We start from the raw sequence: 26,218 nt of genomic DNA, 5'->3' as shown, positions 1-26,218 counted from the left end.
AGCTTGACTGCTAAAAACTCAGACACCTCGGTGCCGGCTCAAAAAAAAAGTCTTAAATTAATTCTTCTCAGTCTTTTTTTCCTCTTGCTGATTGTTTTTGGCGAGCATCTTTCTAGAAATTCTCTACTGCCAACGCTAGCAACTCGTGTTGATGGCAGCTCTCCCGCGATTGCAACAAGTGCTTTTTCTCTTCTGCAGAAGTTGGATGAACAATTGTGTCGTGCACTAGGGTGTGTAAATCGCTCTGTAAGCGATTTTGCCGCTTGGAAAATAACTTCGGTTACTCTTTCGCCTGAAAACGCGCGAGAGGGCCTTAAAAACGCTTCAAATCAATCTGCACTGCAAGTTGAAATACAAAATCGTCTTGCGATCTCTGTTTTATTCCCAAATTTAGAAATTTCTCTCACCGATGCAGAGGAATCTGAAATCAAAACGATGCAATTTACTCCGCAAGAGTGGTTACCAAGCGCTTGGCAAGAATCACATCCTGAATTTTTAAGACAGGGCGCACCTTCTGGAGAAATTTTTCATTCTGAATTACTGATTACGCTTCCTCAAAATGCTGCAGGCTATCGCGTCAGAATTTTTTACCCTGAAAAATAGACGGCAAACCCTATTTCACACTCATTCCAATTGATTTTTATTAGAAAGTAATTATTTATGGCCAGCTTGATCTGCGGTTCTATCGCTTACGACACCATCATGAACTTTGAAGGCAAATTTGCCGATCAAATCCTGCCAGAGCAGATTCATATCCTCAACGTCGCCTTCCTAGTTCCGACAATGCGCCGTGAATTTGGTGGTTGTGCAGGCAATATTGCTTACAACCTCAATCTGCTTGGTGGCGACCCTGTCATCATGGCAACCGTTGGTGGCGATGCAATTCCTTATCTCACTCGCCTTGCGCAGCTCAAGATTGATGTAACGCATATTCGTCAGATTGAGCAGGCATTTACTGCCCAAGCCATGATCACTACCGATCAAGCTAACAACCAAATTACCGCCTTTCATCCTGGTGCAATGGGCGAGTCTCATTTAAACCAAGTTTCCACAGTGGTTTCTGAGCGCAGCAAGAATGCGAAAGCTGCGGCTAAATTCGGAATCGTTGCTCCAGATGGTCGTCAAGGAATGTGGGAACACTGCCACCAGCTAGCTGAAGCGGGGATTCCATTTGTATTTGATCCAGGCCAAGGTTTGCCAATGTTCAATGGTCCAGAACTGTTAGAGCTCGTAGATATTGCAAGCTACCTTGCTGTAAATGACTATGAAGGCGAAATGCTTTCCCAAAGAACAGGTCTGAGCCTGCCAAAAGTAGCCGAAAGAGTCAAAGCCCTCATCGTTACCAAGGGTGCTGAAGGTGCGGATATCTACTTTGAGGGTAAATGCATCGCAATTCCACCAGTACCAGCAGCAAAAGTGGTTGACCCAACCGGTTGCGGTGACGCATTTAGGGGTGGCTTACTGTTTGGACTAGAAAATGGCATGGATTGGGATACTACTGGTCGATTGGCCAGCTTGATGGGCTCAATCAAGATTACCCATCAGGGACCACAAAATCATCAAATGAGTAAAGACGAAATCGCCGCTCAATTCAAATCCGCATTTGGATTTGCACTCTAAAACCAATCTATTACAGCACTAGCAATAAAAAAGGGATCTCGCGAGAGATCCCTTTGAACTTCACCCGCCTACAAGCAGAGCTTATGGGCGTGTGCCAGTTGGGAAGGGCCAAGCAGCAGCTGGATTCAACGTTGTTGAAGCAGCAACTTTTTTAGCCACGGGCTTTTTTACAGCCTTGCCCGCTTTCTTCGCCGCAGGCTTACTTACTTTTTTTTTGCTACTTTACGAGCTACTTTTTTAGCAGCAGGCTTTTTAGCAACAGCTTTTTTAGCTACTTTCTTAGCAGCAGGCTTCTTAGCAGCTACTTTACGAGCAACTTTCTTAGCAGCAGGCTTCTTCTTAGCAACTTTCTTAGCAGCAGGCTTCTTAGCAGCAGCTTTTTTAGCAGCAGGCTTCTTCTTAGCTACTTTTTTAGCAGCAGGCTTCTTTGCGGCTACTTTTTTAGCAGCAGGCTTCTTTGCAGCTACTTTTTTAGCAGCAGGCTTCTTTGCAGCAACTTTTTTCTTGGCGATTGCCATAGTAATGCTCCTTCACGTGAGGATTAGTACAAACTACCGATTAAGAAGACCCGACCATTCATTTCCGCCTGGTTTTGCAACCTATTGGAGCCGACGAGCGAGCCATTCATCGGCGCGCGGCTTGATGCTAAGTGCTGCACGCTAATGAATCCTGGAAAAAAAGCCGTGACCCCAAAGGGCAACGGCTTCTTAAATTTGCTGGAAAAAATAGAGAGAGTAGTCCAGACACCCTTGGACAAGGGTTTTCGGATTTGAGTCTGGTTTTGCTGACTTTTAAAACTATCCAACCGTCTAATCTCCTATTTAGCCGGCTATGCGCTTTCTAATTAACTACTTATTCCCAACTTAGCGCACCACCGGTTTGATACTCAATAACGCGTGTCTCAAAAAAGTTTCTCTCTTTTTTCAGATCAATCATTTCTGACATCCATGGGAATGGATTCTCTTCATTTGGGAACATCGCGTCAAGTCCTATTTGCAAACATCTGCGATTACAGATGTATCTTAGGTAACCTTTGAACATCGGCGCGTTCAATCCGAGCACTCCGCGAGGCATCGTATCCTCTGCATAACGGTACTCTAATTCAACTGCTTTTTCGAAGATTGCTTTGATCTCATCTTTGAACGCGGAAGTCCATAACTGCGGGTTCTCCAGCTTGATTTGATTAATTAAATCGATACCAAAATTGCAGTGCATAGACTCATCACGAAGGATGTATTGATACTGCTCAGCAGCACCCGTCATTTTGTTTTGACGACCCATTGCAAGTATTTGCGTAAAACCAACATAAAAGAACAAACCTTCCATCACGCAAGCAAAAACAATGAGTGAACGGAGCAACATTTGATCAGTTTCTAATGTGCCAGTTTTGAAATTAGGATCAGTCAAAACATCAATAAACGGAATTAAGAACTGATCCTTGGCGCGAATTGACTCAATCTCGTTGTACGCATTAAAGATTTCGCTCTGGTCTAAACCTAAAGATTCCACAATATATTGATAGGCATGAGTATGAATTGCCTCCTCAAACGCCTGACGCAATAGGTATTGACGGCACTCTGGAGCGGTAATGTGGCGATATGTGCCTAAAACGATGTTGTTTGCCGCTAAGGAATCCGCTGTCGTGAAAAAACCGAGATTGCGCTTAATAATGCGACGCTCATCTTCAGTTAAGCCATTGGGATCCTTCCAAAGCGCGATATCGCGATTCATATTGATCTCTTGTGGCATCCAATGGTTTGCACAACCAGCTAGGTATTTCTCCCAAGCCCACTTATATTTAAATGGAACTAACTGATTTACGTCAGTCTTAGCATTAATCACACGCTTATCAGCTGCGTTGACACGTAGAGCTGCGCCACCAGTCAATGCAGCGGCTTGCAAAGGTGCAGGCGCAACATTTTGAGGGGCCGCAATTGCAACTTGGTCTGGCTGCGGACGTTGCGACTCAACTACCGCCGGTTGTTGTGCCAGCCCAGCTTTTGCTAGCGCAGGAGCAACTTCTTCTTCCCAATTCAACATAACTTTCTCCTAATTCTTATTTTTAAGTCAGCTAGCAAATAGCTTACTGACATGCTTCACATTCTTCAAAGCCAGCATCACCTGGGCGCATTGTGCAAGCGGGACCATCCAACTCTTGCGCTGCTGCAGATGCATCCGTTCCATTTACGCCACCACCGCTCGATACTGAATTTAGCTGACCACTAGTCACGGTAGATTTCTCAACGTGCGTTGCAGCCATTGTGCGGAGGTAATAAGTCGTCTTCAGACCGCGCAACCAGGCCAACTTATAAGTGTCATCCAATTTCTTGCCAGATGCACCACCCATGTAAATATTGAGTGACTGCGCTTGATCAATCCACTTTTGACGACGTGATGCAGCTTCAACCAACCAACTTGGCTCCACTTCAAATGCGGTAGCGTACAAATCACGCAAATCTTGTGGAACACGATCAATCTTAGATAAAGTGCCGTCAAAGTACTTCAAGTCAGCAATCATGACTTCATCCCAAAGTCCGCGATCTTTCAAATCACGCACCAAATACTCATTGACTACCGTGAACTCGCCTGACAGGTTCGATTTCACAAATAAGTTCTGGAATGTAGGCTCGATACAAGCAGATACGCCAATAATGTTCGAAATCGTTGCAGTCGGTGCGATTGCAACGCAGTTGGAGTTGCGCATACCGTGCTGCTTGATGCGCGCACGCAAACCATCCCAATTCATGGTGGAAGAGCTATCTACCTCAAGGTAACCACCGCGCTCTGCCGCCAACAAGGCTACTGAGTCTTGTGGAAGAATGCCGCGATCCCACAATGAACCTTTATAGGTGCTGTAAACGCCACGTTCTTCAGCCAACTCATTGGATGCCTGATAAGCGTAGTAGCACACTGCCTCCATAGAAGAATCTGCAAACTTCACAGCCTCATCACTTGCGTATGGAATACGCTGCATGTGCAAGCAATCCTGGAAGCCCATGATGCCCATACCCACTGGACGGTGCTTCAAATTGGAGTTACGTGCTTTAGCAACAGCGTAGTAATTGATATCAATCACGTTATCCAACATACGCATTGCAGTACGAATGGTTTTTTGAAGCTTCTCGTGATCCAAAATCATCTTGCCTGATGCATCGGTAGTCATATGCGCTGTCAAGTTCACAGAGCCTAAGTTACATACTGCGATTTCGCTCTCGTTTGTGTTCAGAGTAATCTCAGTACACAAGTTAGAAGAGTGGACTACACCAATGTGTTGTTGTGGGCTACGAATGTTGCATGGATCTTTAAATGTGATCCATGGGTGACCCGTTTCAAATAACATACCCAACATCTTGCGCCACAATTGTTGCGCAGGAATACGACGGAATGGTTTCAATTCACCAGCATCTGCTTTTTTCTCATAGGCAACATAGGTCTCTTCAAATGCCTTGCCGTACTTGTCATGCAAGTCAGGTGTATTTGAAGGCGAGAACAATGTCCAGTCACCACCCTCCATTACACGCTTCATGAACAAGTCAGGAATCCAGTTGGAAGTATTCATGTCATGCGTACGGCGACGATCATCACCTGTGTTCTTACGCAACTCGAGGAACTCTTCAATATCTAAGTGCCATGTTTCTAGGTAAGCACAAACTGCACCCTTACGCTTACCACCTTGATTCACTGCAACCGCTGTATCGTTCACTACTTTTAAGAATGGCACAACACCTTGTGACTTACCGTTAGTGCCTTTGATATGGCTTCCCAAGGCGCGTACGTTTGTCCAGTCATTGCCTAAACCACCAGCAAACTTAGACAAGAGCGCATTCTCTTTTAAAGCTTCGTAGATGCCATCAAGATCATCATCTACTGTTGTTAAGTAGCAGCTTGATAACTGAGGACGTGTTGTCGCTGAGTTAAACAAGGTTGGTGTGCTGGACATGAAATCAAATGTAGAAAGGATTTCATAGAACTCGATAGCACGACGCTCACGATCCAACTCATTCAATGACAAGCCCATTGCAACGCGCATGAAGAAAGCCTGTGGCATTTCAATACGGCGGTCTTCAATGTGCAAGAAATAGCGATCATACAAAGTTTGCAAACCGAGGTAGTTGAACTGCAAGTCACGGCTTGCATTCAATGCCGCAGCCAATCTTGGCAGGTCAAACTCACGCATGCGTGGGTCCAAGAGTTCAGCAGAAATACCTTCATTAATATACTTGGCAAAGTAAGTGCTGTATTCAGCCTGCATATCACCTTGCAACACTTCGCGACCTAAAATTTCTTTACGAATCACGTGCATCAAAATTCGTGCAGTAACCTGGCTGTATGCAGGATCTTTTTCAATCAATGTACGTGATGCCAAAATTGCGGAGTCATACACTTGGGCCATCGGCACACCATCATATAAATTCTTGATGGTTTCGGTGATGATTGGGCTTGCATCAATGTTATTACCAAGACCTTCACAAGCCGCCTCAATAATTGTGCGCAAAGCAGCCATATCCAGCCACTTCTCTACGCCGTTATCAGTCACTTTCAGGCCAGATTCACCAGTTTGAGTAGCCGCTTGAGTTTCTTGCGCAATACCTTGTTGTGCCGCGCGCTCTTGATTGCGTTTTTCACGATAGAGAACGTAGGCGCGGGCAACGTTATGCTCACCGCTACGCATTAATGCCAATTCAACTTGATCTTGAATATCTTCAATATGGAAGGTGCCGCCATTTGGGCGACTACGCAACAAGGCACGAACTACTGCGTGGGTTAATTGCTCAACTTGTTCTCGAACGCGTGCAGAAGCTGCGCCCTGACCGCCATTAACCGCTAAAAATGCTTTTGTAACCGCAATGGCAATTTTGGATGGCTCAAATGCCACCACTGAGCCATTTCGGCGAATAATTTTGTAATCAGACAATTGAGTGGCTTGGCCGCCACCTACTCCGCCAGCTACAAAGCCAGCAGAGGGAGCCTGATTCATGGATTCCGAAGGGTTCATCCCGGGGTTATTTGTGCCGGCAGTCTGTCCTGCTGTCTGGGGGTTGGCATATGTCATAGTTCTCCTGCTTATATATAGTTATTTGGACAAAAATCGTTAAAAAACAATAGGGTATTGCTGTATTCAAACACTACATCTAGTGTCTCGAAGTGCATTTGGTACTAAGTATAGGGAAATATTCGGAATTTGGTAAGACATTTCCGACGAATATTTATAAGTATTTTTCCTAAGTTTTCCAACAATTTAGGAGCAATTTTGGTGCGAAATTATTAGCCCTTTTTAGCTAAAGGGCAAGAAAGTGAGCGTGTGCTCACATACTAGTTTTAGGTCTAGCGCGGCTCTGAGCCAAAAGGTAGTTTTGTGGCAGAAATATCACTTTTAGCTTGAAATTTTTTCCAATCAAATTGGACGCCTGGGTCTGTTTTTCTTCCTGGAGCAATATCACTGTGCCCTGCAAATTGGAGGTTTGGATAAATAGCCTGGATTTGGGTGCTCAATGTAGCAAGGGCTGCATATTGAATTTCTTCAAAGGGATGGTCACTATCGCCCTCTAACTCGATCCCAATCGAAAAGTCATTGCACTTTTCTCGACCTAAGAAGGAAGAAAGTCCAGCATGCCAGGCTTTGTTTTGGGTAGAAACAAACTGAAAAACCTCGCCACAACGAGAAATCAAAAAGTGGCTTGATACTTTCTGGTCAGCAATCTCTTCAAAATAAGGATGGAGTGAGTAATCGAGCTTATTCTGGAAAAAATCCACAATAAATTGAGTTGAACTACGATCCACAAAACCGCTAGGCGGCAGGCTGATGTGATGAATCACCACTAAATCTGGGGCCAGGCCTTCGGGTCGCATATCTTGGTTAGGTGAAATTCTCCAAGCAGCGGAACCCAGCCAACCCTGAGCATCAAGACTATTGAGATGGTCCTTCGAACAATAAAAACGATCCTCATATTCAATCGCTTCTGACTTGGGAAGATGTACGGAACAACACCGGCACTGAACAATAATCTCAGGCTCAGCCACCTTGCTGCGCTCCGCTTTTATCTTGGCGGCTTCATCAGTATTGAGCTTTACCTGTTTTTTTCCTTTTAACCAAAGGTAGAAAACCCCAACGGCAGCAAGTAGTAGAAGCCATTTAATCAAAACGTCATGCTCTCTGAAGAATCACTTCCAAAACAAATCGACTGCCAACATAGGCTAGGAGCAAGGCGGTGTAAGCGCTCAAGACCCAACGGACAGCCACGCGCCCTCGTAAGCCAACACGCCAACGAGCTATCAGGAGTCCAGTAAATAAGAACCAGGAGATCAAGGCAAAAATGGTCTTGTGATCAAAAACAAGTGGCTTACCAAATAAGGTTTGCGAAAAGAGCAGGCCAGAAAATACGGTCAAACTCAGCAGTGCAACACCTACATAGAGTAAGTTAAAAAGAAGACTTTCCATCGTCATTAGTGGAGGCAAATCCTCTAGCCAATGAGCTATGCGACTGTTGGGAATGATGGCCAATTGACGGTGTAAAGCCCTATCCTGAACACTCATCAACATGGCATGCATCGCAGCCAAGCTCAACAAACCAACCGAGATAGTGGCAACAATAAAATGCCCCTTAAACCAGGGATCAGATACCGCTTTTGGAGAAATCAGGGTGCCAGAGAAAATGGCAGGCAAGGCTGAGCAGATCAGCGCAAAACACAAAACAAGCCAACGCAAACTAGAAATTGGCAGGAACCAAGACTGAAACCAATAAAAAGCGAGTCCTACCCAAGCAATGAGAGAGAGATCTTGGGCAAAACCAAATACAAATCCCTCTGGCGTGAAGACGGAGTCGTGTAACTGAATACCATGTACCAATAAGATCAATAGGATCAATGCCTGAATCAAGCCCATAAAAGCCGGGGATTCAATTTTTCCCTTGGGTCGCGAACTTAAAAAGACCAAAAGAAGCAAATAAAGTGCAGATGGGAGCCATCCCGAGCCTGAGTAACCTAAAATATCCATCTGGAAAGTCTAATCGATAAATGCTAGAGAATCTCACCGACCGCCTATCTCGCGTAGTTAAAACAATGCGGGGGCAAGCTCGCCTTACCGAAACGAACACTGCGGAAATGCTACGGGAGATCCGGCTGGCCTTATTGGAGGCAGACGTTGCGCTTCCAGTTGTCAAATCTCTACTAGAGCAAATTAAATTTAAAGCCCTTGGTGAAGAAGTGGTGGGCAGCCTCAGCCCAGGTCAGGCGCTAGTAGGGGTCGTTCAGCGTGAACTGGCTCAGGTGATGCGCGGTGACACCACGCAAAGCGGAGAACTGAATCTAGCAACTCAACCGCCTGCAGTGATTCTGATGGCAGGCCTACAAGGTGCCGGTAAAACTACCTCAGTAGGCAAATTAGCCAAGTTTCTCCAGGAAAAAAAGAAAAAGAAAGTACTCACGGTTTCTTGTGACGTTTATCGTCCAGCCGCTATTGAGCAGCTAGAAACCGTTACCAAACAAGTTGGCGCTGAATTTTTCCCAAGCAATATCAATCAAAAGCCCAGTGAAATTGCTGCTGCCGCGCTGGATTGGGCCCGTCGTCATTATTTTGATGTCCTCATAGTCGATACGGCTGGCCGTCTAGGTATTGACGAAGCGCTCATGCAAGAAATCAAAACCTTGCACGCCAATCTCAATCCGATTGAAACACTGTTTGTGGTCGATGCCATGCTCGGTCAAGATGCTGTCAATACGGCCAAAGCCTTCCATGAAGCCCTGCCACTCACTGGTGTAATCCTGACTAAGCTAGACGGCGATTCACGTGGTGGTGCTGCACTTTCCGTCCGTCAAGTTACCGGCGTGCCACTCAAGTTCATTGGTGTTGCCGAAAAAATGGATGGCCTCGAAGCATTCGATGCCGACCGAATGGCAAACCGTATTTTGGGCATGGGCGATATTCTTGCCTTAGTAGAACAGGCTCAACAAAACGTCGATGTCGCCAAGGCGGAAAAATTAGCTAGCAAGATTTCCAAAGGCGGGTTTGATTTGGGAGACTTCCGAGATCAACTCGCACAGATGCAACAAATGGGTGGCATGGCTAGCTTGATGGATAAGTTGCCAAGTCATATGGCACAAGCGGCCTCCAAGACGAACTTGAGTGCTGCTGACAAACAAACCCGGCGCATGCGCGGCATCATCGACAGCATGACACCCAAAGAGCGCGCTAAACCTGAATTACTTAAAGCGACTCGAAAACGCCGCATTGCAGCTGGTGCAGGCGTCGAAGTTCAAGAAGTCAATCGCCTATTAGCGCAGTTTGAACAAATGCAAACCATGATGAAACAGTTCAAGGGTGGCAAGATGGCACGCACCATGGCATCCATGGCTGCAAAAGGAGCCGCCAAAGGTATTGGCGGACTCTTTAAAAAATAATAGTTAAAAAACGCTTAGCCTTAAGAAACTAATTTCTTAGCAGCATCAACCGCAGCAATCACTTTCACCTTAATTTCTGCTAGTGGAATATTTTGTGAGTCAGCATCCGTGCGGCCTTTAAATTCCACTTGGGCATCAGCTAAGCCACGATCGCCAATCACTACGCGGAACGGCACACCAATCAACTCCCAATCAGCAAACATTGCGCCTGGTCTTTCGCCACGATCATCGAGCACAACATCGACTCCAGCGGCAATCAACTCATCATGTAATTGATCAGCCGCGGCTTTCACGGCTTCGGATTTGTCGTAGCCCATTGGGCAGATGACCACTTCAAATGGCGCCATCGAAATGGGCCAAATAATTCCACGCTCGTCATTACCTTGCTCAATTGCGGCACCTAGCAAGCGAGTTACACCGATACCATAGCAACCCATCACCATCGGTTGCGCTTTACCTTGTTGATCAAGGTAGGTACAGCCCATAGCTTCTGAGTAACGAGTTCCCAATTGGAATACATGACCCACCTCAATACCGCGGCAAATATCAACAACCCCTTTGCCGTCAGGAGAAGGATCTCCTGCTACCGCATTACGCAAATCCATCACTAGGGGCTCTGGTAAATCACGACCCCAGTTCACGCCAGTGAGGTGATGGCCGGAGTCGTTAGCGCCACACACAAAGTCAGTCATATTGGCAACGGTACGATCCGCAACTACGGTTACATGAGGAGAAACTCCGACAGGGCCTAAGTAACCCGCTGGCGCATTGCATGCTTGTTTAATCTCAGCCTCACTGGCAAAGCGTGATTCGACCATGCCGGGAATCTTGCTCGCCTTGATTTCATTGAGCTCATGGTCACCACGTACCAGCACCATAAATAGTTTTGCTGGACCCTCTTCTTGGTCAGCAGCAAATAGTAATGATTTCACAGTCTGCTCTAGTGGCAACTTTAAAAATTGAGCAACATCAGCGCAGTTCGTTTGGTCAGGTGTTGGAACCTTAGTCAAGGTCTGAGTTGCAGTGCCACGTACTTCAATTAATGACACTGATTCAGCGGCCTCAAGATTGGCTGCGTAATCCGAGTTTGGACAATACACAATTGCATCTTCACCAGTATCAGCAATCACATGAAACTCTTGACTACCTGATCCGCCAATAGCGCCATTATCTGCCGTTACCGCACGGAACTTCAAGCCCATACGTTTGAAAATTCTGGTGTAAGCATCAAACATGATTTGGTAGGACTTCTTTAAGCCCTCGGCATCACGATCAAAGGAGTAGGCATCTTTCATGCTGAACTCGCGACCACGCATAATTCCAAAACGTGGGCGACGCTCATCGCGGAACTTTGTCTGAATTTGATAAAAATTTACTGGGAGCTGCTTGTAACTCTTAATTTCGTTACGCGCTAAATCTGTTACCACCTCTTCAGAAGTAGGCTGAATTAAAAAGTCACGGTCATGACGATCTTTAATGCGGAGCAACTCTGGCCCCATCTTTTCCCAACGACCCGTCTCTTGCCATAACTCCGCAGGTTGAATCATTGGCATGAGCAACTCAATTGCACCTGCGCGATTCATTTCTTCGCGAATGATGTTTTCGACCTTGCGAATGGACTTCAAACCCAGAGGCAAATAGTTATAAATACCGGCACTGAGTTTACGAATTAAACCGGCCCGCACCATGAGTTTGTGCGAAACCACCTCAGCGTCGGAAGGGGCTTCTTTTAGCGTGGCGAGAAATGACTGTGAAGCTTTCATGTATGGATATAATCAAATCATTGATTTTAAAGGATTTGAGGCACGATCTCATGCTTGACCGTGAAGGGTATCGACCCAATGTCGGCATAGTCCTCCTCAATAGCCATAACGAGGTTTTCTGGGGAAAACGCGTTGGGCAGCATTCGTGGCAGTTCCCGCAGGGCGGGATCCAACATGGTGAGAGCCCAGAGCAGGCCATGTACCGCGAATTGCATGAGGAAGTTGGCTTGCTGCCGGAACATGTCCAAATTATTGGGCGAACTAGGGACTGGCTTCGTTATGACGTCCCAGAGGAGTTCTTGCGCCGCCAACATGCCTCCAAAAATCATCGCGCAAGCTATCGTGGCCAAAAGCAAATCTGGTTTTTACTGCGTTTAGTTGGTCTAGACAGCGATATTCACCTGCGCGCCTCAGAACATCCAGAGTTTGATGCCTGGCGCTGGGTTCCTTTTTGGATTCAACTAGACTCCGTTATCGATTTCAAGCGTGAAGTCTATCAACTAGCGCTTTCCGAGCTTGCACGCTACTTATCCCGCGGCATTCGTATGCAGCAACTTGCCTGGGGATCTCCGCTCGATTTGTTTCAATCCCTTTACGGGGGCGAGGAAGATGAGCCCACAGAAGCAAAACCCACTGATAAGCCATGAACAAACTCTCTATTCGCAACCTTCGATTTGCAACCCTTGGCTTAGCCTTCAGCTTGATCCTGGCTGGATGTGCGGGCGACCCCCTAGAAAGCGGCGTGGATCCTTTTGCGCCAATGATTTTTAAAGAGGGTACAACGGCAATGCCTTTAAATCCCCCAAATAAATCTACGCTAGTCCCTTTTTATGTTTCGATGACTACAACATTCAAATTTGCCATCGATACTGACTCAATTCTGATCGGGGCGGACGGTATCACGCGCTATATCGTTGTACTCACCAGTCCAAGCGGTAGCCAACAGTCTCAGTACGAGGGTATTCGTTGCGACTCATACCAATGGCGACTCTATGGCACCTTTGATAATGGCAAGTGGCAGGAAAATCCTCTAGGTACGTGGAAAGAAATTAAACGTTCAGTGCCAAATCGTTACCAAGCGGCCTTAGCCCAAGGGGCCTTGTGCGATCTGAATACCCAAGTGAAAAACATCAAGACAATCCTGCAATCATTGGATCCCAGCAAATTTACTGGCGGCACGCAACCCACTAATTCCTTCGGAATTCAGTAAATCTTTATTACGGTTTAGCGCTAAGAAGAGTCCCAATAGACTCGCCGTTCATGAGGCGAGTTAAGACTTGAGGCTCTCGCCCAGAGGCAATGACCGTTGCCGCCCCTGTTTGCGCTGCAATCTTTGCAGCCAACACCTTGGTCAGCATCCCGCCCTTGCTGAGCTCACTAGCGGCACCGCCAGCCATTTTCTCTAAAGCGGGGTCGCCAGCAACAGCATTGCTTAGCAAGGTTGCAGATGCATCTTGACGAGGATCAGCTGTAAATAAACCACCTTGATCAGTCAAAATCACCAATAGATCCGCATGAATTAAATTGGTGACTAAAGCAGCCAAGCTGTCGTTATCGCCAAATTTAATTTCATCAGTAACTACAGTATCGTTTTCATTAATGATTGGAACAACGCCAAGCTTTAGCAAAGTATCTAAAGTCGCCTTGGCGTTAGCATTACGCTCTGTATCGGCCAAGTCCGCGTTAGTCAACAACACTTGCGCGCTACGCAAATTAAAACGCGCAAAACAACTTTCATAAACCTGCACCAAACCCATTTGACCAACGGCAGCTGCAGCCTGAAGTTGATGAATATCTTTCGGACGCTTCGCCCAACCAAGACGTTGCATTCCTTCAGCAATCGCACCAGAACTGACCATTAATACTTCGTGACCGGCCGCTAATAAAGTAGCCATTTGCTCAGCCCACATACCGATGGCAGCGCGATCCAAACCTTCCCCATTGTTGGTGACAAGGCTTGAACCTACTTTAACTACGATTCGTTTAGGTTTCTGAGTGTTCATATCAAATACAGATCTCAAATGAGTACTATTTAATCTGGAGTCTTATCTTCTGGCTGAACTTGCTCTTGATAACGCGGATCAGCAGCTCGCTCATCTGCATCATCCCGATCCTTGCGAACAGAATCCAAATAATCCTGCAATGAATAGCAAAGCTTGTCGCAACCCAAACCAGTTAAAGCGGAGATCTCAAATACAGGGCCCTTCCACTTAAACCGCTTAATAAAATCAGCAACCACTTTCTTGCGATCTTCCTCGGGAATCATGTCGACTTTGTTCAGCACTAACCACCGTGGCTTTTCAACCAAGGCTTCATCGTACTTACGTAATTCATTCACAATAGCTACCGCATCAGCAACCGGATCAATGTTGTCATCAAATGGTGCGATATCTACTAAATGCAAAAGCACACCAGTACGCTGTAGGTGCCTTAAGAAACGATGACCTAAGCCAGCACCCTCTGCGGCACCCTCAATTAATCCTGGAATATCGGCAATCACAAAGCTACGCTCAGCACCCACACGCACCACACCTAAATTCGGATGCAGTGTTGTAAAGGGATAATCCGCAATTTTTGGACGCGCATTAGACACAGCAGTAATCAAAGTAGATTTACCAGCATTAGGCATACCCAATAAACCCACATCAGCCAATACTTTTAACTCAAGCTTTAACTTACGACGCTCACCCTCTTTGCCATTAGTCTTCTGGCGAGGAGCACGGTTCGTACTACTTTTGAAGTGAATATTTCCCCAGCCACCAACACCGCCTTGCGCCAAGCAAAGACGCTCACCATGGGTAGTTAAGTCAGCAATTGGCTCACCAGTTTCATAATCAGAAATGATGGTGCCAACTGGCATACGCAACTCAATATCGTCGCCTGCGCGACCATAGCAATCAGCGCCACGGCCGGGTTCACCATTTTTTGCAGTGTGCGTTTTAGCGTAGCGATAGTCAATCAAAGTGTTGATATTGCGATCAGCAGTAGCCCAAACGCTTCCGCCTTTACCGCCATCACCACCATCGGGACCACCGAATTCGATAAACTTTTCGCGGCGCATGGAGGCACTCCCGGCGCCACCTTGGCCAGCTATGACTTCAATACGAGCTTCGTCTATAAATTTCATGAATAAAAAAGGCCTCGCTTAGCGAGGCCTGTTCCTAAGAGTTAAATTCGGAATAAATCTGAATCAAACGTGTCTCAGTCAGGCGTCTTATGAACGCGGGAGAACTGAAACCTGGGCCTTCTTCAAAGCACCCTTAACGCCAAATTCCACTTGTCCATCAACTAAAGCAAACAAAGTGTGATCTTTACCAATACCAACGTTCATACCCGGATGTACTCGTGTACCACGTTGACGAATGATGATGCTGCCAGCGTTGATTTGCTCGCCGCCAAATACCTTAACGCCTAAGCGTTTCGATTCTGAGTCGCGGCCATTTCGTGTTGAGCCGCCGCCTTTTTTCTGTGCCATATCTTTCTCCTGCTATTTAGCCGTTAGCCTAAATTAGGCTTTAATCGTGTTAATCAGAATTTCTGTGTAATTCTGACGATGGCCTTGGTGCTTTTGATAATGCTTGCGACGGCGCATCTTAAAGATTGTCACTTTATCGTGACGTCCCTGGGAGACGACAGTGGCCATCACAGCTGCACCATTAACCAATGGATCACCCAATTTGAGTGAAGCGCCTTCGCCTACGGCTAAGACCTGGTCAAGAGTGATTTCGCTGCCGATTTCCGCTGGTATCTGTTCTATTTTCAATTTTTCGCCTGCAGCAACTTTATACTGTTTGCCACCGGTTTTTATGACCGCGTACATGGTTTGAAACCTCAATTAATATCTACATTTAAGCTAATCCACCCTGGATGAGCTAAGCCCATTATTATATCTTGCATGACGAGCACTGTCAAAACCAATGAATTAAGCCAAATTTTGGCCCCAATTGCCTTAGATTTCAAGGCCTTAGATGACGTTATTCGCCTTCGATTGGCCTCAAAAGTCGCCTTAATTGACCAAATCTCAACTTACATCATCCAGGCAGGTGGAAAACGGGTTCGGCCAGCCCTTTTGCTCCTAGTCTGCAAAGCTTTAGCCAATGGCAAAGAAACCCCTCATGCCCTCGAGCTGGCGGCAGTGGTGGAATTCATCCACACAGCCACCTTGCTGCATGATGATGTTGTCGATGAATCTACCCTGAGAAGGGGTCGAGAAACCGCCAATGCTGCGTTTGGCAATGCGGCAAGCGTGCTGGTGGGCGATTTTCTCTATTCCAGAGCCTTTCAGATGATGGTCGGACCCAACGACCTGCGAGTAATGGAAATCCTGTCTGATGCCACCAATACGATTGCTGAAGGCGAGGTTTTACAACTTCTCAATATGAACGACCCTGAAGTAGATGAAGAGAGTTATTTACGGGTGATTCGCTATAAAACTGCCAAATTATTTGAAGCGTCCACCGAGCTTGGGGCGATTTTGGCTGCTACTGACGCTAAACAAAGAGTGCAATCCGCTGCTTTTGGTCGTCATATTGGCACTGCCTTCCAATTAATGGATGATCTGCTGGATTACACCGCCGATGCCTCCCAAATGGGAAAAAATGCTGGCGACGATTTAAGAGAGGGCAAACCTACACTTCCGCTCATTTATCTCCTTGAAAATGGCAGCACTGAAGAACGCTTACTAGTTCGTGCGGCCATCGAACAAAATCAAGATCTGCCGGATGATGTATTCCAACAGATTCTGAGCGCAGTTCAAAATTCTGGCGCGCTGGATTACACCCAAGCTGCTGCAAAACGAGAGGTTGATCTTGCACTCGAATGCCTCAAAGGCTTCCCTGAAAATGAGGCAACAACAGCTCTGCATGCCTTATGTAAATACTCACTGTCTAGGCAAACTTAAGCGCCAACGCTTTTTACCCTGATATCACGAGCGGTAATACGCGCCCTTTCAGCCTCGTCACGCAAACGCGCAATTTCCTCAGCGCTCAGTCGCTCTAAATTGGCATAGTCTAATTTCCAAGCGGGATTAGAAGCCCAGATCAAAGGAGACTGCACCGTTGTTCGCGCCCCTGGAGCGCCTTCAAGCAAACGAAGGGCTAATTCAAAATTAGAGTCTTGCGATTGAAGATTATGGGGTAATGCTGCGGCATTACCCAGTGGAAAATCACTAAAGAGTAAGCGGGGTACTCCGCAATACTCCACAATATCTTTCGCCGCACCCATGATGACCGTAGGAATACCAGCAGCCTCCAAATAACGCGCCAATAAGCTTTGGCTTTGGTGGCAAATCGGGCAATTCGGAATCAATACAGCAACATCGACACTATCCTCACGCATCTTATTGAGGATCAACGGCGCATCAGTCTCCAGGGTATGCCGTTGGCTGCGATTCGTTGGTAATCCATAAAAATGTTTAGATAAGGATTGGACGCGCCCCTTCGCAACAGCCCGTTTCGCCGCTCCCAATGGAAACCAGCAATGACTATCCTGCATGTTGGCATTACGTCTATCAATGCCAACATGCGCAATACGCAAGTCTGCATCCTCATCAATCGACCAAATATAAGGGTCATAAAACTTAGCCACAGCGTTATAGGGTGCACCAGGCCCCTGCTGACCTTTACTAGCATCAAAGGGAACTGCAGTAGTTACTAAGCCCAGGTTCGATTGATTGAGGGGCTTTTGTAGCGGCGTAAAAGGAACATCTATGTAATGCGCCCAAACATAGGGCGTTTCATATCCCAAGCCAAGATAGTAATTACGCGTCCGCTCAATATAACGAACTGCCTGATCCAATTCAGGTGCAAATAGCAATTCAGAATTCTTAGTCATCAATCCATCCCTGTAAGATATTGCTTATCAAATATTAACTATCAGGAGAATTCATTATGGCTCAATGGCTCAGATTTCAGCATCAAGGCAAATTGGGTTTAGGACAAGTACAGGGCGATCAGATTGCCGTGTATACCGGCGATCTATTTAATAATCCCCAGGCAACTGGCGAGACTTTAAAGCTATCCGATGTCACTATCGATATACCATGCACCCCATCCAAAATGGTAGCCATGGTGGATAACTTTCATGCACTTGTCACCAAGCTTGAGCATGCAGTGCCAGTAGAGCCTTTATATTTTCTGAAAGGTAACAACTCTTTCTTAGCAGCCAATCAAGTCATTCGCACGCCAAAGTCTTACTCCGGAAAAGTGGTTTATGAAGGTGAGCTTGGGATCGTTATTGGCAAAGCTTGTCATGAAGTAGATGAAACTCAGGCAGCCAATGCCATTTTTGGCTACACCTGCATTAACGATGTGACCGCAATTGAGATTCTGAATCGCGATCCCGGATACGCACAGTGGACGCGCTCCAAGAGCTTTAATACCTTTGGCGTCTTTGGTCCCTACATCACAACCGATGTTGATCCAAGCAAGCTGACAATTAAAACAATATTGAATGATCAAGAGCGTCAGAATTATCCAATCGCTGACATGATTTTTCCACCAGCAAAATTAGTCAGTTTGATCTCTCAAGATGTACCACTGCAAGCTGGCGACATCATCGCCTGCGGGACCTCTGTTGGTGTCGGCTCAATGAAGCCTGGCAGTAATGTCAGCATCATCATTGATGGTGTTGGGCGCCTAGACAATCGTTTTGAATAAGCTTTAACCTAAATTCCGACCTAAAAACAAAAAACCCTCACCATAATTAGTGGTGAGGGTTTTTTAATACTCGATTACTTTAGATATAAATCTCGATATTTCTGTAGATTCTTAATAACCCGAAACAGATGGCAATGCCAAGCTACCTCTAGAGGATTGAACATTTTCATCAAGGTACTTTGTTAGCGCAAAGACAGTATTAAGGCAAGGTGTTGGTGTTTCTGTAATCTTGCCAAGCTCAATCACAGAACCTAATAAGGCGTCAATCTCTAGGCTACGGCCTGCTTCTAAATCTTGCAACATCGATGTTTTATGTTTGCCGACTTTTTCAGCGCCAGCAATACGACGCTCGATGTCTACACGGAAAGTCACACCCAACTTCTCGGCAATGGTTTGCGCTTCAGCCATCATATTGCGAGCCAACTCTTTAGTCAGTGGATATTGGCAAATACCTTCTAATGTTCCGTGAGTCAGAGAGCTGATTGGATTAAAGGTCATATTGCCCCACAACTTCAGCCAAATCTCAGAGCGGATATCCTCCAAGATGGGTGACTTAAATCCAGCAGCAGCCATCATTTCAGACATCTTCTGAATACGCTCAGTCTGCTTGCCATCTAACTCACCCAATGGAAAGCGATTGCCTTCGACGTGACGAATGACACCAGGAGCTTGAGTAAAGGTGGCTGGATACACTACGCAACCAATAATGTTGTTTGGGTTGATTGCTTTTTTTGCAACGCCACCAGCATCGACCGTTTCAACTGAGTGATCTTGATAGTCGCCACCCAATTTTTGGAAATACCACCAAGGAATGCCATTTTGCATCGGGATCAGAATGGTTTCCGGGCCCATGATTGCGGCGAGATCTTCGATGATCGGCTCTACCTGATGGGCCTTCACCGCCAAAATCACGACATCAGGTGTTTCCGCATCCCGAATTTTTTCAACTGCCTTTACCTGAGCTACCAAGGGCTCAGGCTGCTCATCCATAATTAATGCAAGGCCGCGCTCTTTAATTGCAGCCAATGTGGCACCTCGCGCAACAACAGTCACGTTATTACCGGCTCGCGCCAACATGACAGCAAGGTAACCGCCAATAGCGCCCCCTCCACCGATTACACAGATTTTCATAAGAACTCCATAAGGATAAAAAATTTTGAATTAGTGTCATATTAGAGGAGAATATTTTGCGGTGCAACAAAATATTACGCCTAATATTTAAGCAAGTTAGATTAGCTCGCAATCAATCTGGTCCGCGGTACTAGTCCGCCTAAAAGCATGCCTACGATACTTGCCAAAAGCCCCGCCAATTGGGGCGGAAGAATAGAGTTGGGGGCAAGCATCTCGCAACTGATCCAGATGGTTAAGCCACAAACAACTGCCAACAAGCCTCCCAAAGAATTGGCTTTAGACCAATACACTCCAAAAGCAAGCGGTACAAAAGCAGCTACCAAGGTGATCTTGTAGGCATTCTCAACCATCTTAAAAATCGATAAATGGGAGTTAATTGCAAAAAAAGTGACCACGACCGCAAAACAGAGCACGGTGATGCGCATCACTTTTAACAAATCCCGATCAGTCAAATGCTTAAAGAAGCCTCTTACGATATTTTCCGCAAAGGTGACTGAAGGTGCCAGCAAGGTAGCGCTGGCACAACTCTTGATGGCTGACAGTAGAGCGCCGAAAAACATCACCTGGGCAATGAGCGGTGCATGATTCAAGATCAGCTTAGGCAAAATCATTTGCGGATCAGTATTTAAATACTGCTTCACTAAATCCGGACTAATGATGGTTGCCGAATAAGCAAGGTACAGCGGCACAAAAGCGAATATGAAATACAGCACGCCACCCAATAGAGCTGCTTGCACTGCAATGTTAACGTTCTTTGAGGAGGTAATCCGCTGAAAAACATCTTGCTGTGGAATAGAGCCCAACATCATGGTGCATAAGGCAGCTACGAAGCCCAGGATGGAAGCGAGATTCATATCTGGCCAGAAGTTGGAGAATAGCCCGGCAGCAGAAGCATGCTCCAAGACAACACCAATACCCCCAGTTTGAACTGTCATCTCACCGCCGATATAGAGCATGCCGACCACGATGATGATCATCTGAATAAAGTCAGTAATCGCAACAGACCACATACCGCCAAAGAGTGTGTAAATGAGCACACTACCCGCACCAATTAACATGCCACCAGTTTGAGAAATGCTGCCTTCAGATACGACGTTAAAGACGAGGCCGAGGGCTTTAATCTGCGCAGCCACCCAACCTAAATACGAGACGACAATACAGAGTGTCACCAAAACCTCTACGGTACGACCATATTTTTCTCTGAAGAAATCGCCAATGGTCAGCATACGGCGGTTGTAGAGATGGCGGGCAAAAAAGAGTCCGACCAATATCAGACACATGGAGGATCCGAAAGGATCGGAAACAATTCCGCCGAGACCCTCTTTTAAGAAGGTGGCTGGAATACCTAGAACCGTTTCAGAGCCAAACCAGGTAGCAAATACCGTGGCAGTAACAATAGGCAAGGGGAGGCTATGACCGGCCGCAGCAAAGTCAGCAGTATTTTTAACTCGTAGCGCAGCCCAAAGACCAATGCCTACAGATACCACCCAATAGATGATGACAAACCAAATCAGCATCGCCCAATTTCTCCTTCAGGAATTTGGACAAATTATATGGCCTTGTTACTTATGTCATTTAATCCATTAGGACAAATTTTGGTAGGCTGGTCTGACATAATTCATGGGTGAATTCCAGCATAGAGAACCCCAATACTGACCTAGCCTATCAAAAGGCGATTTTGGGTTCTGTATCGCGCACTTTTGCCCTTACCATCCCCCTTCTGCCCCCAGCAATTGAGATGGTGGTTGGCAACACCTATTTGTTATGTCGGATTGTCGACACCATCGAGGATGCGGCCGAACTGAGTCCACTGGAGAAGCAGGGCTTATCTAAGCTGTTTTTGGAGGCAGTTCTAGGAACGATTCCCGTAGCCTCATTTGTAGACCCCTGCCTAAATGCCCTGAAGGGTTACTCCAATGTCGATGAGCTCGACTTAATAGCGCATACACCTACTGTTCTTCGTATTTTGCACACCTTTCCGAACAGAGATCAGGCCGCCGTTAGCCGCTGCATTTCAATCATGTCTGACGGCATGTCCCACTTCCATGGCCGCCAAACCCAAGATGGACTAAAAGACCTCGCGGAATTTGAAGAGTATTGCTATGTGGTGGCTGGTGTCGTTGGAGAGCTGCTCACAAGCATCTTTAGCCACTACTCCCCTGGGTTTGCAAAACAGATTACAGGGCATGAGCAGCTTGCTATCGCCTTTGGTCAGGCCTTGCAAATGACGAATATTCTGAAAGACTCTCCAGAAGATAGCGCACGCGGGGTCTCCTGGAAGCCAGCACAAATCAGTCAAACCGAGCTCCTCAAGATTGCCTATGAAAAACTTCAAGACTCACTAAGCTATATTCTCTTGATTCCAGAACATGAAATGGGTATGAGACGCTTCTGCTTCCTTGCCTTTGGGCTTGCGGTGATGACGCTTGAAAAGATTGCCACTAGAAAAGAATTTAGTAAGCAATCTGAGATGAAGCTTTCCAGAAATACCGTTTGGATTTTTTATGCCTTCACAAAGATCGCAGCTGGCAATGAGCCTCTGATGAAAGCATTCTTTTATGCCGCATCCAGCCAACTTAGAAAACTCTCGGCAACAAATCGTTAAAGTACACCCTCATGCTTTAAGAGCCAAATTTTGATCTGACGATAAAAACCTGGGCTATCTTCTTTCATAAAGCCTCCGAGACCTTGTGCAGAAACAACCCGGTGGCACGGAGTCACTAAGGGATATGGATTTGCACCACAAGCAGTACCGACTGCGCGGGGTCCACTTTTAATTTTTTTCGCTATCTCACCATAGGTGCTAGTTTTCCCCACCTCAATCCCTAGCGTGGCATTCCATACCTTTTGTTGATGAGCCGTTCCAGCAGGCTTCAGCGGAACATCAAATATTGAGGAGGCATCCTTGAAATATTGAACACATTGCCTTGAAAAAGTTTTAGCTAACTCATTTCTCGGGGCAACTAATGCAGTGCTTGGTGGCAAATAATCGATTTTTGAGATCATCAAACTATCATCAACTAACTCTGTCTGCACCCCTAGGCACCCAAAAGGGGCGGGTATCACGCAATACTCGGTTGATGCAGGGGTAGTCATAGGGAAGATTCTGACATACATTAAGGAATGCATTTACACATGATTGCGATACAGCTATAGCTAGTGAAGTAGCACTTTGCTATATTGATTGTTCCTTATTCTTTGCAGGCATAGCTAATGGACACTTTTTTTGATGATTGGCCCTTTATTGGCCAAGTCGCATTAGTCCTATTTTTACTCGCACTATCCGGCTTCTTTTCTATGGCCGAAACCAGCATGCTTTCCTCCAATCGTCATCGCCTACGTGCAATGGCTAATGGTGGCAATGCTGGAGCTGCCATTGCTGAAAGATTATTAAAGCGCATTGATTCACTGCTTTCAGTCCTGCTGATTTCCAACAACCTCATCAACACCATCCTGCCAATCTTAGTTACTGGCATTGCCTTACATATTTTTGGCGATAGCGGCCTGGTATTGTCAATTGCCACATTAATCGTTGCGCTACTCATCATTGTTTTTAGCGAGATCACTCCAAAAGTCATCGGCGCAGCCTTTCCTGAAAAAATTGCCAGTAATGTTGGATGGTTCATCCTTCCCCTTACCTTTGTACTCAAGCCGCTACTCTGGTTTATTAATAGTTTTGTATCTGGTTTAATGAAGATCTCTGGTTTACAAACCTCGACTGAGAATCGAGTAATGAGTAAAGAGGAATTGCGTAGCTTAGTGCTGGAATCCAATCGCTTTGTTTCCGCCCATCATCGCAATATTTTGCTCAATCTTTTTAACCTTGAAAATATCTTGGTTGATGATGTGATGACCCCCCGCTCCAAGATTGAAGTGTTAGATCTCTCTCGACCTATTAATGAAGTGGTTGAGCAGTTAGAAACCTGCTATCACAACAAGCTGCCAGTGTGCGATGGTGACTCGGAGCGCATTGTGGGCATTCTATCTGTAAAAAAAGCGCTCTCATTGCTAGGCAATGCTGAGCTTCACCATGAAGACTTCAGATCCTTGCTAAATGAGCCCTACTTCATTCCTAGCGGCACACCTGTCTTACAGCAGATGCAATTTTTCCAAGATAACCAACAGCGCTTAAGCCTGGTGGTGAATGAGTATGGTGAAGTACTTGGTCTAGTAACCTTTGAAGATATCGTTGAAGAATTAATCGGCGAGTTCACCACCTCTTTCTCCAATCTTTCCAATGATCCCCATTGGCTTGCTGATGGCACTTACCTGGCGAGTGGTGGCGCCTCTTTACGAGACCTAAATCGCCTTCTTAATCTAGATCTTCCACTTGACGGACCACGCACTTTGAATGGGCTCATCCTAGAAAAGCTCGAAGCGATTCCCGATTACGATGTCAGCATTCGAATTGCTGGCGTAGTAATGGAAATCGTTCAGTTCGATGAGCACGGTGTAAAAACAGTGAAGCTATACCGACCCATTACTCAACCGAATCAAGATTGAGCGAACTACTGCATGACTCTCACATTATTCGGACCTGGCATGACATCGCTGTTAATGCGCTAAATAGTCGGGCTACGGATATTCATATTGAGGCAAGATCTCAAGAAACAGTAGTACGCGCAAGAATAGATGGTCGCCTCACATTACAAGATCAATACCCCATTGATCTGCATGAGCGCTTAATTACACGCATCAAAATATTGGCACGTCTCGATATTGCAGAAAAACGCTTACCTCAGGATGGGCGTCTCGTTATTGGTCATGACTTTAGCCATCCTAATATTGATTGCCGAGTGTCTATTCTTCCCACCTTGCATGGTGAAAAGGCGGTGGTGCGAATCTTGCCTAGTCGTCTCGAGGAACTAGCTCTAGATCAAATTGGCTTACTGCCAGAACAACTGCGCATAGTTCAAGAAGCTCTTAGCCAAACCAATGGATTGATTCTTGTCACCGGTCCCACTGGTAGTGGCAAAACGAGAACTCTATACAGCTGCTTAAACGCACTCAACCAAGTGCAACGCAATATTTGTTCGGTTGAGGATCCCATTGAAATCCGACTCCCTGGAGTGAATCAAGTGGCTTACCACCCAAAAGCGGGGTTGGATTTTCCAACAATCATTCGCGCACTCCTACGCCAAGATCCTGATGTCATCATGATCGGTGAAATACGCGATTCTGCGAGTGCCCAGCTTGCCATTCAAGCTGCGCAAACAGGACACTTAGTACTAAGCACCCTTCATACGCGCAATGCGATGGGCGCTTTAAGCCGACTCAAAAGCCTAGGTATAGAGCAAGAATCCATAGAATCTTGTCTTCGTTTCGTAAGCTCCCAAAGGTTAATTCGAAAATGCTGTAAACAGTGCCATTTAAATCCAAGTAAAACACCTTGCGGCCTTTGCAAGGGATCGGGCTATTTCGGTCGCATTGGCGTCCATGAGGTGTTGGGGAGCAAACAGTTATTTGAATCGCTTCAAGCTCTAGATATCCACTCAGCAGGAATGCAATTACTGAAGTCTGGCTCAATAGACCGGATATCGCTAGATTCCGAGCTTGGCAGTTGGCATTAGTCAGAATGCTTTTTAAGAGCAAACTCAGCAAGTCCGAGCAACTGCATTTTGCTCAGCAGTTGCTCGTTCTTCTGCAGGCTGGACTCCCCCTACTGAATGCCATGCAACTATTGATTCAGTCTGCACCAAAATCATGGCAAGTTTGGTTGGGGGATATTCGTATCCAACTTCACAAAGGCAATAGCTTTTCTTTTTGCTTGAGCGCACAAGATGGAAAATTTTCTCCAGAGTTTTCCAACCTTATTAGAGTAAGTGAGAGAACGGGCGACCTTAGTTTGGCGCTAAGGACAATTTCACAACAACTGGAAGCCCAAATTGAGTTACGAAGAAAGGTACAGCAGTCGCTAACCTATCCCGTTATCACTTTGGCCACCTCTTTTCTACTTGTTCTAGTAATGATGATTTGGGTTGTACCCGTATTTAAAGAGGTCTTTGGCCATTTTCAGGCTGAGCTGCCAGCGCCAACTAGAGTCCTCATCTCCATCTCCACGGGTATCCAAAATTACGCCCTAGAAATAGTCTTAGGCACGCTGATGGTAGCTACTGGCTTTATGTGCGCCTGGTTCAAATCAAGCGCACTCCAAAAATACTGCGATGTCTTCTTGTTACGCACGCCATTTTTTGGCAATCTGTTTAGAATGGCGACGCTGAGTCATTGGTGTCGAACCTTAGGGCATTTACTAGAGACTGGTTTACCACTCCCAGATGCGCTTAGGGTCACCGCACAATCCTCAAATCACTGGGTGAGTCATGATTTTAGTGCCGAGATTTTTAAACAACTCACTCGTGGCTGGCCTTTGGGAGAGTCACTCAAAAGAGCAGATCCTAAGTCACGACTTCTTGATGTTGAGACATTGCTACTACTGCATATCGGAGCTGAAAGTGGGGCGCTGGCTGAGATGCTCAATAAGCGTGCTACTACACTAGGCTCACAGCTGAGCGGTCAACTCAACGCACTTAGTCAAAGCTTAGAACCCGTAATGATTCTTTTTGTTGGCGCCATTATTGGCAGCTTAGTCATAATCCTATATCTCCCCATTTTTAATTTAGGACAAATCGTTTAGTGGATCCAAAAGTAAGC

General features: G+C 46.2%; 23 protein-coding genes and 2 pseudogenes. 11 read left to right on the top strand and 14 right to left on the bottom strand.

Translation table 11 applies throughout. The annotated features are described in order from the left end of the window. The first annotated feature begins 30 nt into the window (after positions 1 to 30). Positions 31 to 603 carry a DUF3426 domain-containing protein gene (locus tag ICN42_RS11885; RefSeq protein ID WP_370626014.1) on the top strand — a complete coding sequence of 191 codons (573 nt, stop codon included), beginning with the start codon at positions 31 to 33 and terminating at the stop codon, positions 601 to 603. Positions 604 to 660: 57 nt separating this feature from the next. Beyond that, the gene (locus tag ICN42_RS03540) at positions 661 to 1,620 is read left to right on the top strand and encodes a carbohydrate kinase family protein (RefSeq protein WP_216250952.1); all 960 of its coding nucleotides are present in this window, start codon (positions 661 to 663) and stop codon (positions 1,618 to 1,620) included. Positions 1,621 to 1,701: 81 nt separating this feature from the next. Here the strand turns inward: ICN42_RS03540 and ICN42_RS03535 are convergent. The 5 genes and pseudogenes from ICN42_RS03535 to ICN42_RS03515 form a co-directional block, all read right to left on the bottom strand. Continuing rightward, a pseudogene (locus tag ICN42_RS03535) lies at positions 1,702 to 2,138 on the bottom strand (histone H1-like DNA-binding protein). Positions 2,139 to 2,472: 334 nt separating this feature from the next. Beyond that, positions 2,473 to 3,660 carry a ribonucleotide-diphosphate reductase subunit beta gene (locus ICN42_RS03530; RefSeq protein ID WP_216250949.1) on the bottom strand — a complete coding sequence of 396 codons (1,188 nt, stop codon included), beginning with the start codon at positions 3,658 to 3,660 and terminating at the stop codon, positions 2,473 to 2,475. Between the two features lie 43 nt (positions 3,661 to 3,703). Further along, positions 3,704 to 6,673, bottom strand: coding sequence for a ribonucleoside-diphosphate reductase subunit alpha (locus ICN42_RS03525; protein WP_216250946.1), 2,970 nt, complete (start codon positions 6,671 to 6,673; stop codon positions 3,704 to 3,706). Positions 6,674 to 6,945: 272 nt separating this feature from the next. Then, positions 6,946 to 7,761 carry a 1,6-anhydro-N-acetylmuramyl-L-alanine amidase AmpD gene (gene ampD / locus ICN42_RS03520; protein WP_216862427.1) on the bottom strand — a complete coding sequence of 272 codons (816 nt, stop codon included), beginning with the start codon at positions 7,759 to 7,761 and terminating at the stop codon, positions 6,946 to 6,948. A gap of 4 nt (positions 7,762 to 7,765) precedes the next feature. Continuing rightward, positions 7,766 to 8,614 carry an inner membrane protein YpjD gene (locus ICN42_RS03515; RefSeq protein WP_216250944.1) on the bottom strand — a complete coding sequence of 283 codons (849 nt, stop codon included), beginning with the start codon at positions 8,612 to 8,614 and terminating at the stop codon, positions 7,766 to 7,768. A 20-nt stretch (positions 8,615 to 8,634) separates the two neighbouring features. On the opposite strand from ICN42_RS03515, the gene ffh reads away from it, so the two are divergent. Then, positions 8,635 to 10,017 (top strand): signal recognition particle protein, encoded by a 1,383-nt coding sequence (ffh, locus tag ICN42_RS03510; protein WP_216250928.1) that lies wholly within the window; start codon positions 8,635 to 8,637, stop codon positions 10,015 to 10,017. 20 nt (positions 10,018 to 10,037) lie between these two features. On the opposite strand, the gene ICN42_RS03505 is transcribed toward ffh, so the two are convergent. Continuing rightward, positions 10,038 to 11,780, bottom strand: a complete 1,743-nt coding sequence (locus ICN42_RS03505) for a proline--tRNA ligase (protein ID WP_216250925.1) — start codon at positions 11,778 to 11,780, stop codon at positions 10,038 to 10,040. Positions 11,781 to 11,830: 50 nt separating this feature from the next. On the opposite strand from ICN42_RS03505, the gene ICN42_RS03500 reads away from it, so the two are divergent. Both ICN42_RS03500 and ICN42_RS03495 read left to right on the top strand, forming a co-directional pair. Beyond that, positions 11,831 to 12,427, top strand: coding sequence for an RNA pyrophosphohydrolase (locus ICN42_RS03500; protein WP_216250922.1), 597 nt, complete (start codon positions 11,831 to 11,833; stop codon positions 12,425 to 12,427). Then, a complete protein-coding gene (locus ICN42_RS03495) occupies positions 12,424 to 12,990 on the top strand; it encodes a CNP1-like family protein (RefSeq protein WP_216250919.1) in 567 nt (188 codons plus the stop codon). The genes ICN42_RS03500 and ICN42_RS03495 overlap by 4 nt, the downstream gene beginning before the upstream one ends. Positions 12,991 to 13,003: 13 nt before the next feature. On the opposite strand, the pseudogene proB reads toward ICN42_RS03495, so the two are convergent. The 4 genes and pseudogenes from proB to rplU form a co-directional block, all read right to left on the bottom strand. Next, positions 13,004 to 13,783, bottom strand: a pseudogene (gene proB / locus ICN42_RS03490) (glutamate 5-kinase); the annotation flags it as partial. Between the two features lie 29 nt (positions 13,784 to 13,812). Further along, positions 13,813 to 14,907: a GTPase ObgE gene (gene obgE, locus ICN42_RS03485; RefSeq protein WP_216250914.1), complete on the bottom strand. Its 1,095-nt coding sequence runs from the start codon at positions 14,905 to 14,907 to the stop codon at positions 13,813 to 13,815. 87 nt (positions 14,908 to 14,994) lie between these two features. Continuing rightward, entirely contained in the window at positions 14,995 to 15,255 is a 261-nt protein-coding gene (gene rpmA, locus ICN42_RS03480) for a 50S ribosomal protein L27 (RefSeq protein ID WP_015420374.1), read from the bottom strand. A 33-nt stretch (positions 15,256 to 15,288) separates the two neighbouring features. Next, on the bottom strand, positions 15,289 to 15,600 hold the full coding sequence (rplU, locus tag ICN42_RS03475) for a 50S ribosomal protein L21 (protein ID WP_041484800.1): 312 nt from the start codon (positions 15,598 to 15,600) through the stop codon (positions 15,289 to 15,291). Positions 15,601 to 15,675: 75 nt separating this feature from the next. Here rplU and ICN42_RS03470 point away from each other — a divergent pair, with 75 nt between their 5' ends. Then, the gene (locus ICN42_RS03470; protein WP_216250911.1) at positions 15,676 to 16,680 is read left to right on the top strand and encodes a polyprenyl synthetase family protein; all 1,005 of its coding nucleotides are present in this window, start codon (positions 15,676 to 15,678) and stop codon (positions 16,678 to 16,680) included. On the opposite strand, the gene ICN42_RS03465 is transcribed toward ICN42_RS03470, so the two are convergent. Further along, positions 16,677 to 17,612: a reductase gene (locus tag ICN42_RS03465; protein WP_216250899.1), complete on the bottom strand. Its 936-nt coding sequence runs from the start codon at positions 17,610 to 17,612 to the stop codon at positions 16,677 to 16,679. The two genes, ICN42_RS03470 and ICN42_RS03465, sit on opposite strands and share 4 nt — an antisense overlap. A gap of 56 nt (positions 17,613 to 17,668) precedes the next feature. Here ICN42_RS03465 and ICN42_RS03460 point away from each other — a divergent pair, with 56 nt between their 5' ends. Beyond that, positions 17,669 to 18,436 carry a fumarylacetoacetate hydrolase family protein gene (locus ICN42_RS03460; protein ID WP_216250896.1) on the top strand — a complete coding sequence of 256 codons (768 nt, stop codon included), beginning with the start codon at positions 17,669 to 17,671 and terminating at the stop codon, positions 18,434 to 18,436. 111 nt (positions 18,437 to 18,547) lie between these two features. Here the strand turns inward: ICN42_RS03460 and ICN42_RS03455 are convergent, their stop codons facing one another. Together ICN42_RS03455 and ICN42_RS03450 are read right to left on the bottom strand one after the other, a co-directional pair. Further along, positions 18,548 to 19,567 (bottom strand): 2-dehydropantoate 2-reductase, encoded by a 1,020-nt coding sequence (locus ICN42_RS03455; protein WP_216250893.1) that lies wholly within the window; start codon positions 19,565 to 19,567, stop codon positions 18,548 to 18,550. Between the two features lie 101 nt (positions 19,568 to 19,668). Then, on the bottom strand, positions 19,669 to 21,084 hold the full coding sequence (locus ICN42_RS03450; protein ID WP_216250890.1) for a sodium:solute symporter family protein: 1,416 nt from the start codon (positions 21,082 to 21,084) through the stop codon (positions 19,669 to 19,671). A 107-nt stretch (positions 21,085 to 21,191) separates the two neighbouring features. On the opposite strand from ICN42_RS03450, the gene ICN42_RS03445 reads away from it, so the two are divergent. After that, positions 21,192 to 22,172, top strand: a complete 981-nt coding sequence (locus ICN42_RS03445) for a squalene/phytoene synthase family protein (RefSeq protein WP_216250886.1) — start codon at positions 21,192 to 21,194, stop codon at positions 22,170 to 22,172. Here ICN42_RS03445 and ICN42_RS03440 read toward each other — a convergent pair. Then, positions 22,169 to 22,663, bottom strand: a complete 495-nt coding sequence (locus ICN42_RS03440; RefSeq protein ID WP_255539222.1) for a methylated-DNA--[protein]-cysteine S-methyltransferase — start codon at positions 22,661 to 22,663, stop codon at positions 22,169 to 22,171. The two genes, ICN42_RS03445 and ICN42_RS03440, sit on opposite strands and share 4 nt — an antisense overlap. A 117-nt stretch (positions 22,664 to 22,780) precedes the next feature. Between ICN42_RS03440 and ICN42_RS03435 the strand changes: the two genes are divergently transcribed. Genes ICN42_RS03435 through ICN42_RS03425 form a run of 3 tightly spaced genes read left to right on the top strand, consistent with a single transcriptional unit; the run spans position 22,781 to position 26,201 of the window. Then, positions 22,781 to 24,070, top strand: a complete 1,290-nt coding sequence (locus tag ICN42_RS03435; protein WP_216250878.1) for an HlyC/CorC family transporter — start codon at positions 22,781 to 22,783, stop codon at positions 24,068 to 24,070. Continuing rightward, positions 24,067 to 25,137: a GspE/PulE family protein gene (locus ICN42_RS03430; RefSeq protein WP_216250877.1), complete on the top strand. Its 1,071-nt coding sequence runs from the start codon at positions 24,067 to 24,069 to the stop codon at positions 25,135 to 25,137. Before ICN42_RS03435 ends, ICN42_RS03430 begins: the two co-directional genes overlap by 4 nt. A gap of 5 nt (positions 25,138 to 25,142) precedes the next feature. Beyond that, positions 25,143 to 26,201, top strand: coding sequence for a type II secretion system F family protein (locus tag ICN42_RS03425; protein WP_216250874.1), 1,059 nt, complete (start codon positions 25,143 to 25,145; stop codon positions 26,199 to 26,201). The last annotated feature ends 17 nt before the right edge of the window (positions 26,202 to 26,218 follow it).

This window comes from Polynucleobacter sp. 71A-WALBACH (assembly GCF_018882365.1).
GTDB lineage: Bacteria > Pseudomonadota > Gammaproteobacteria > Burkholderiales > Burkholderiaceae > Polynucleobacter.
This window is presented reverse-complemented; position numbering and strand designations above follow the sequence as displayed.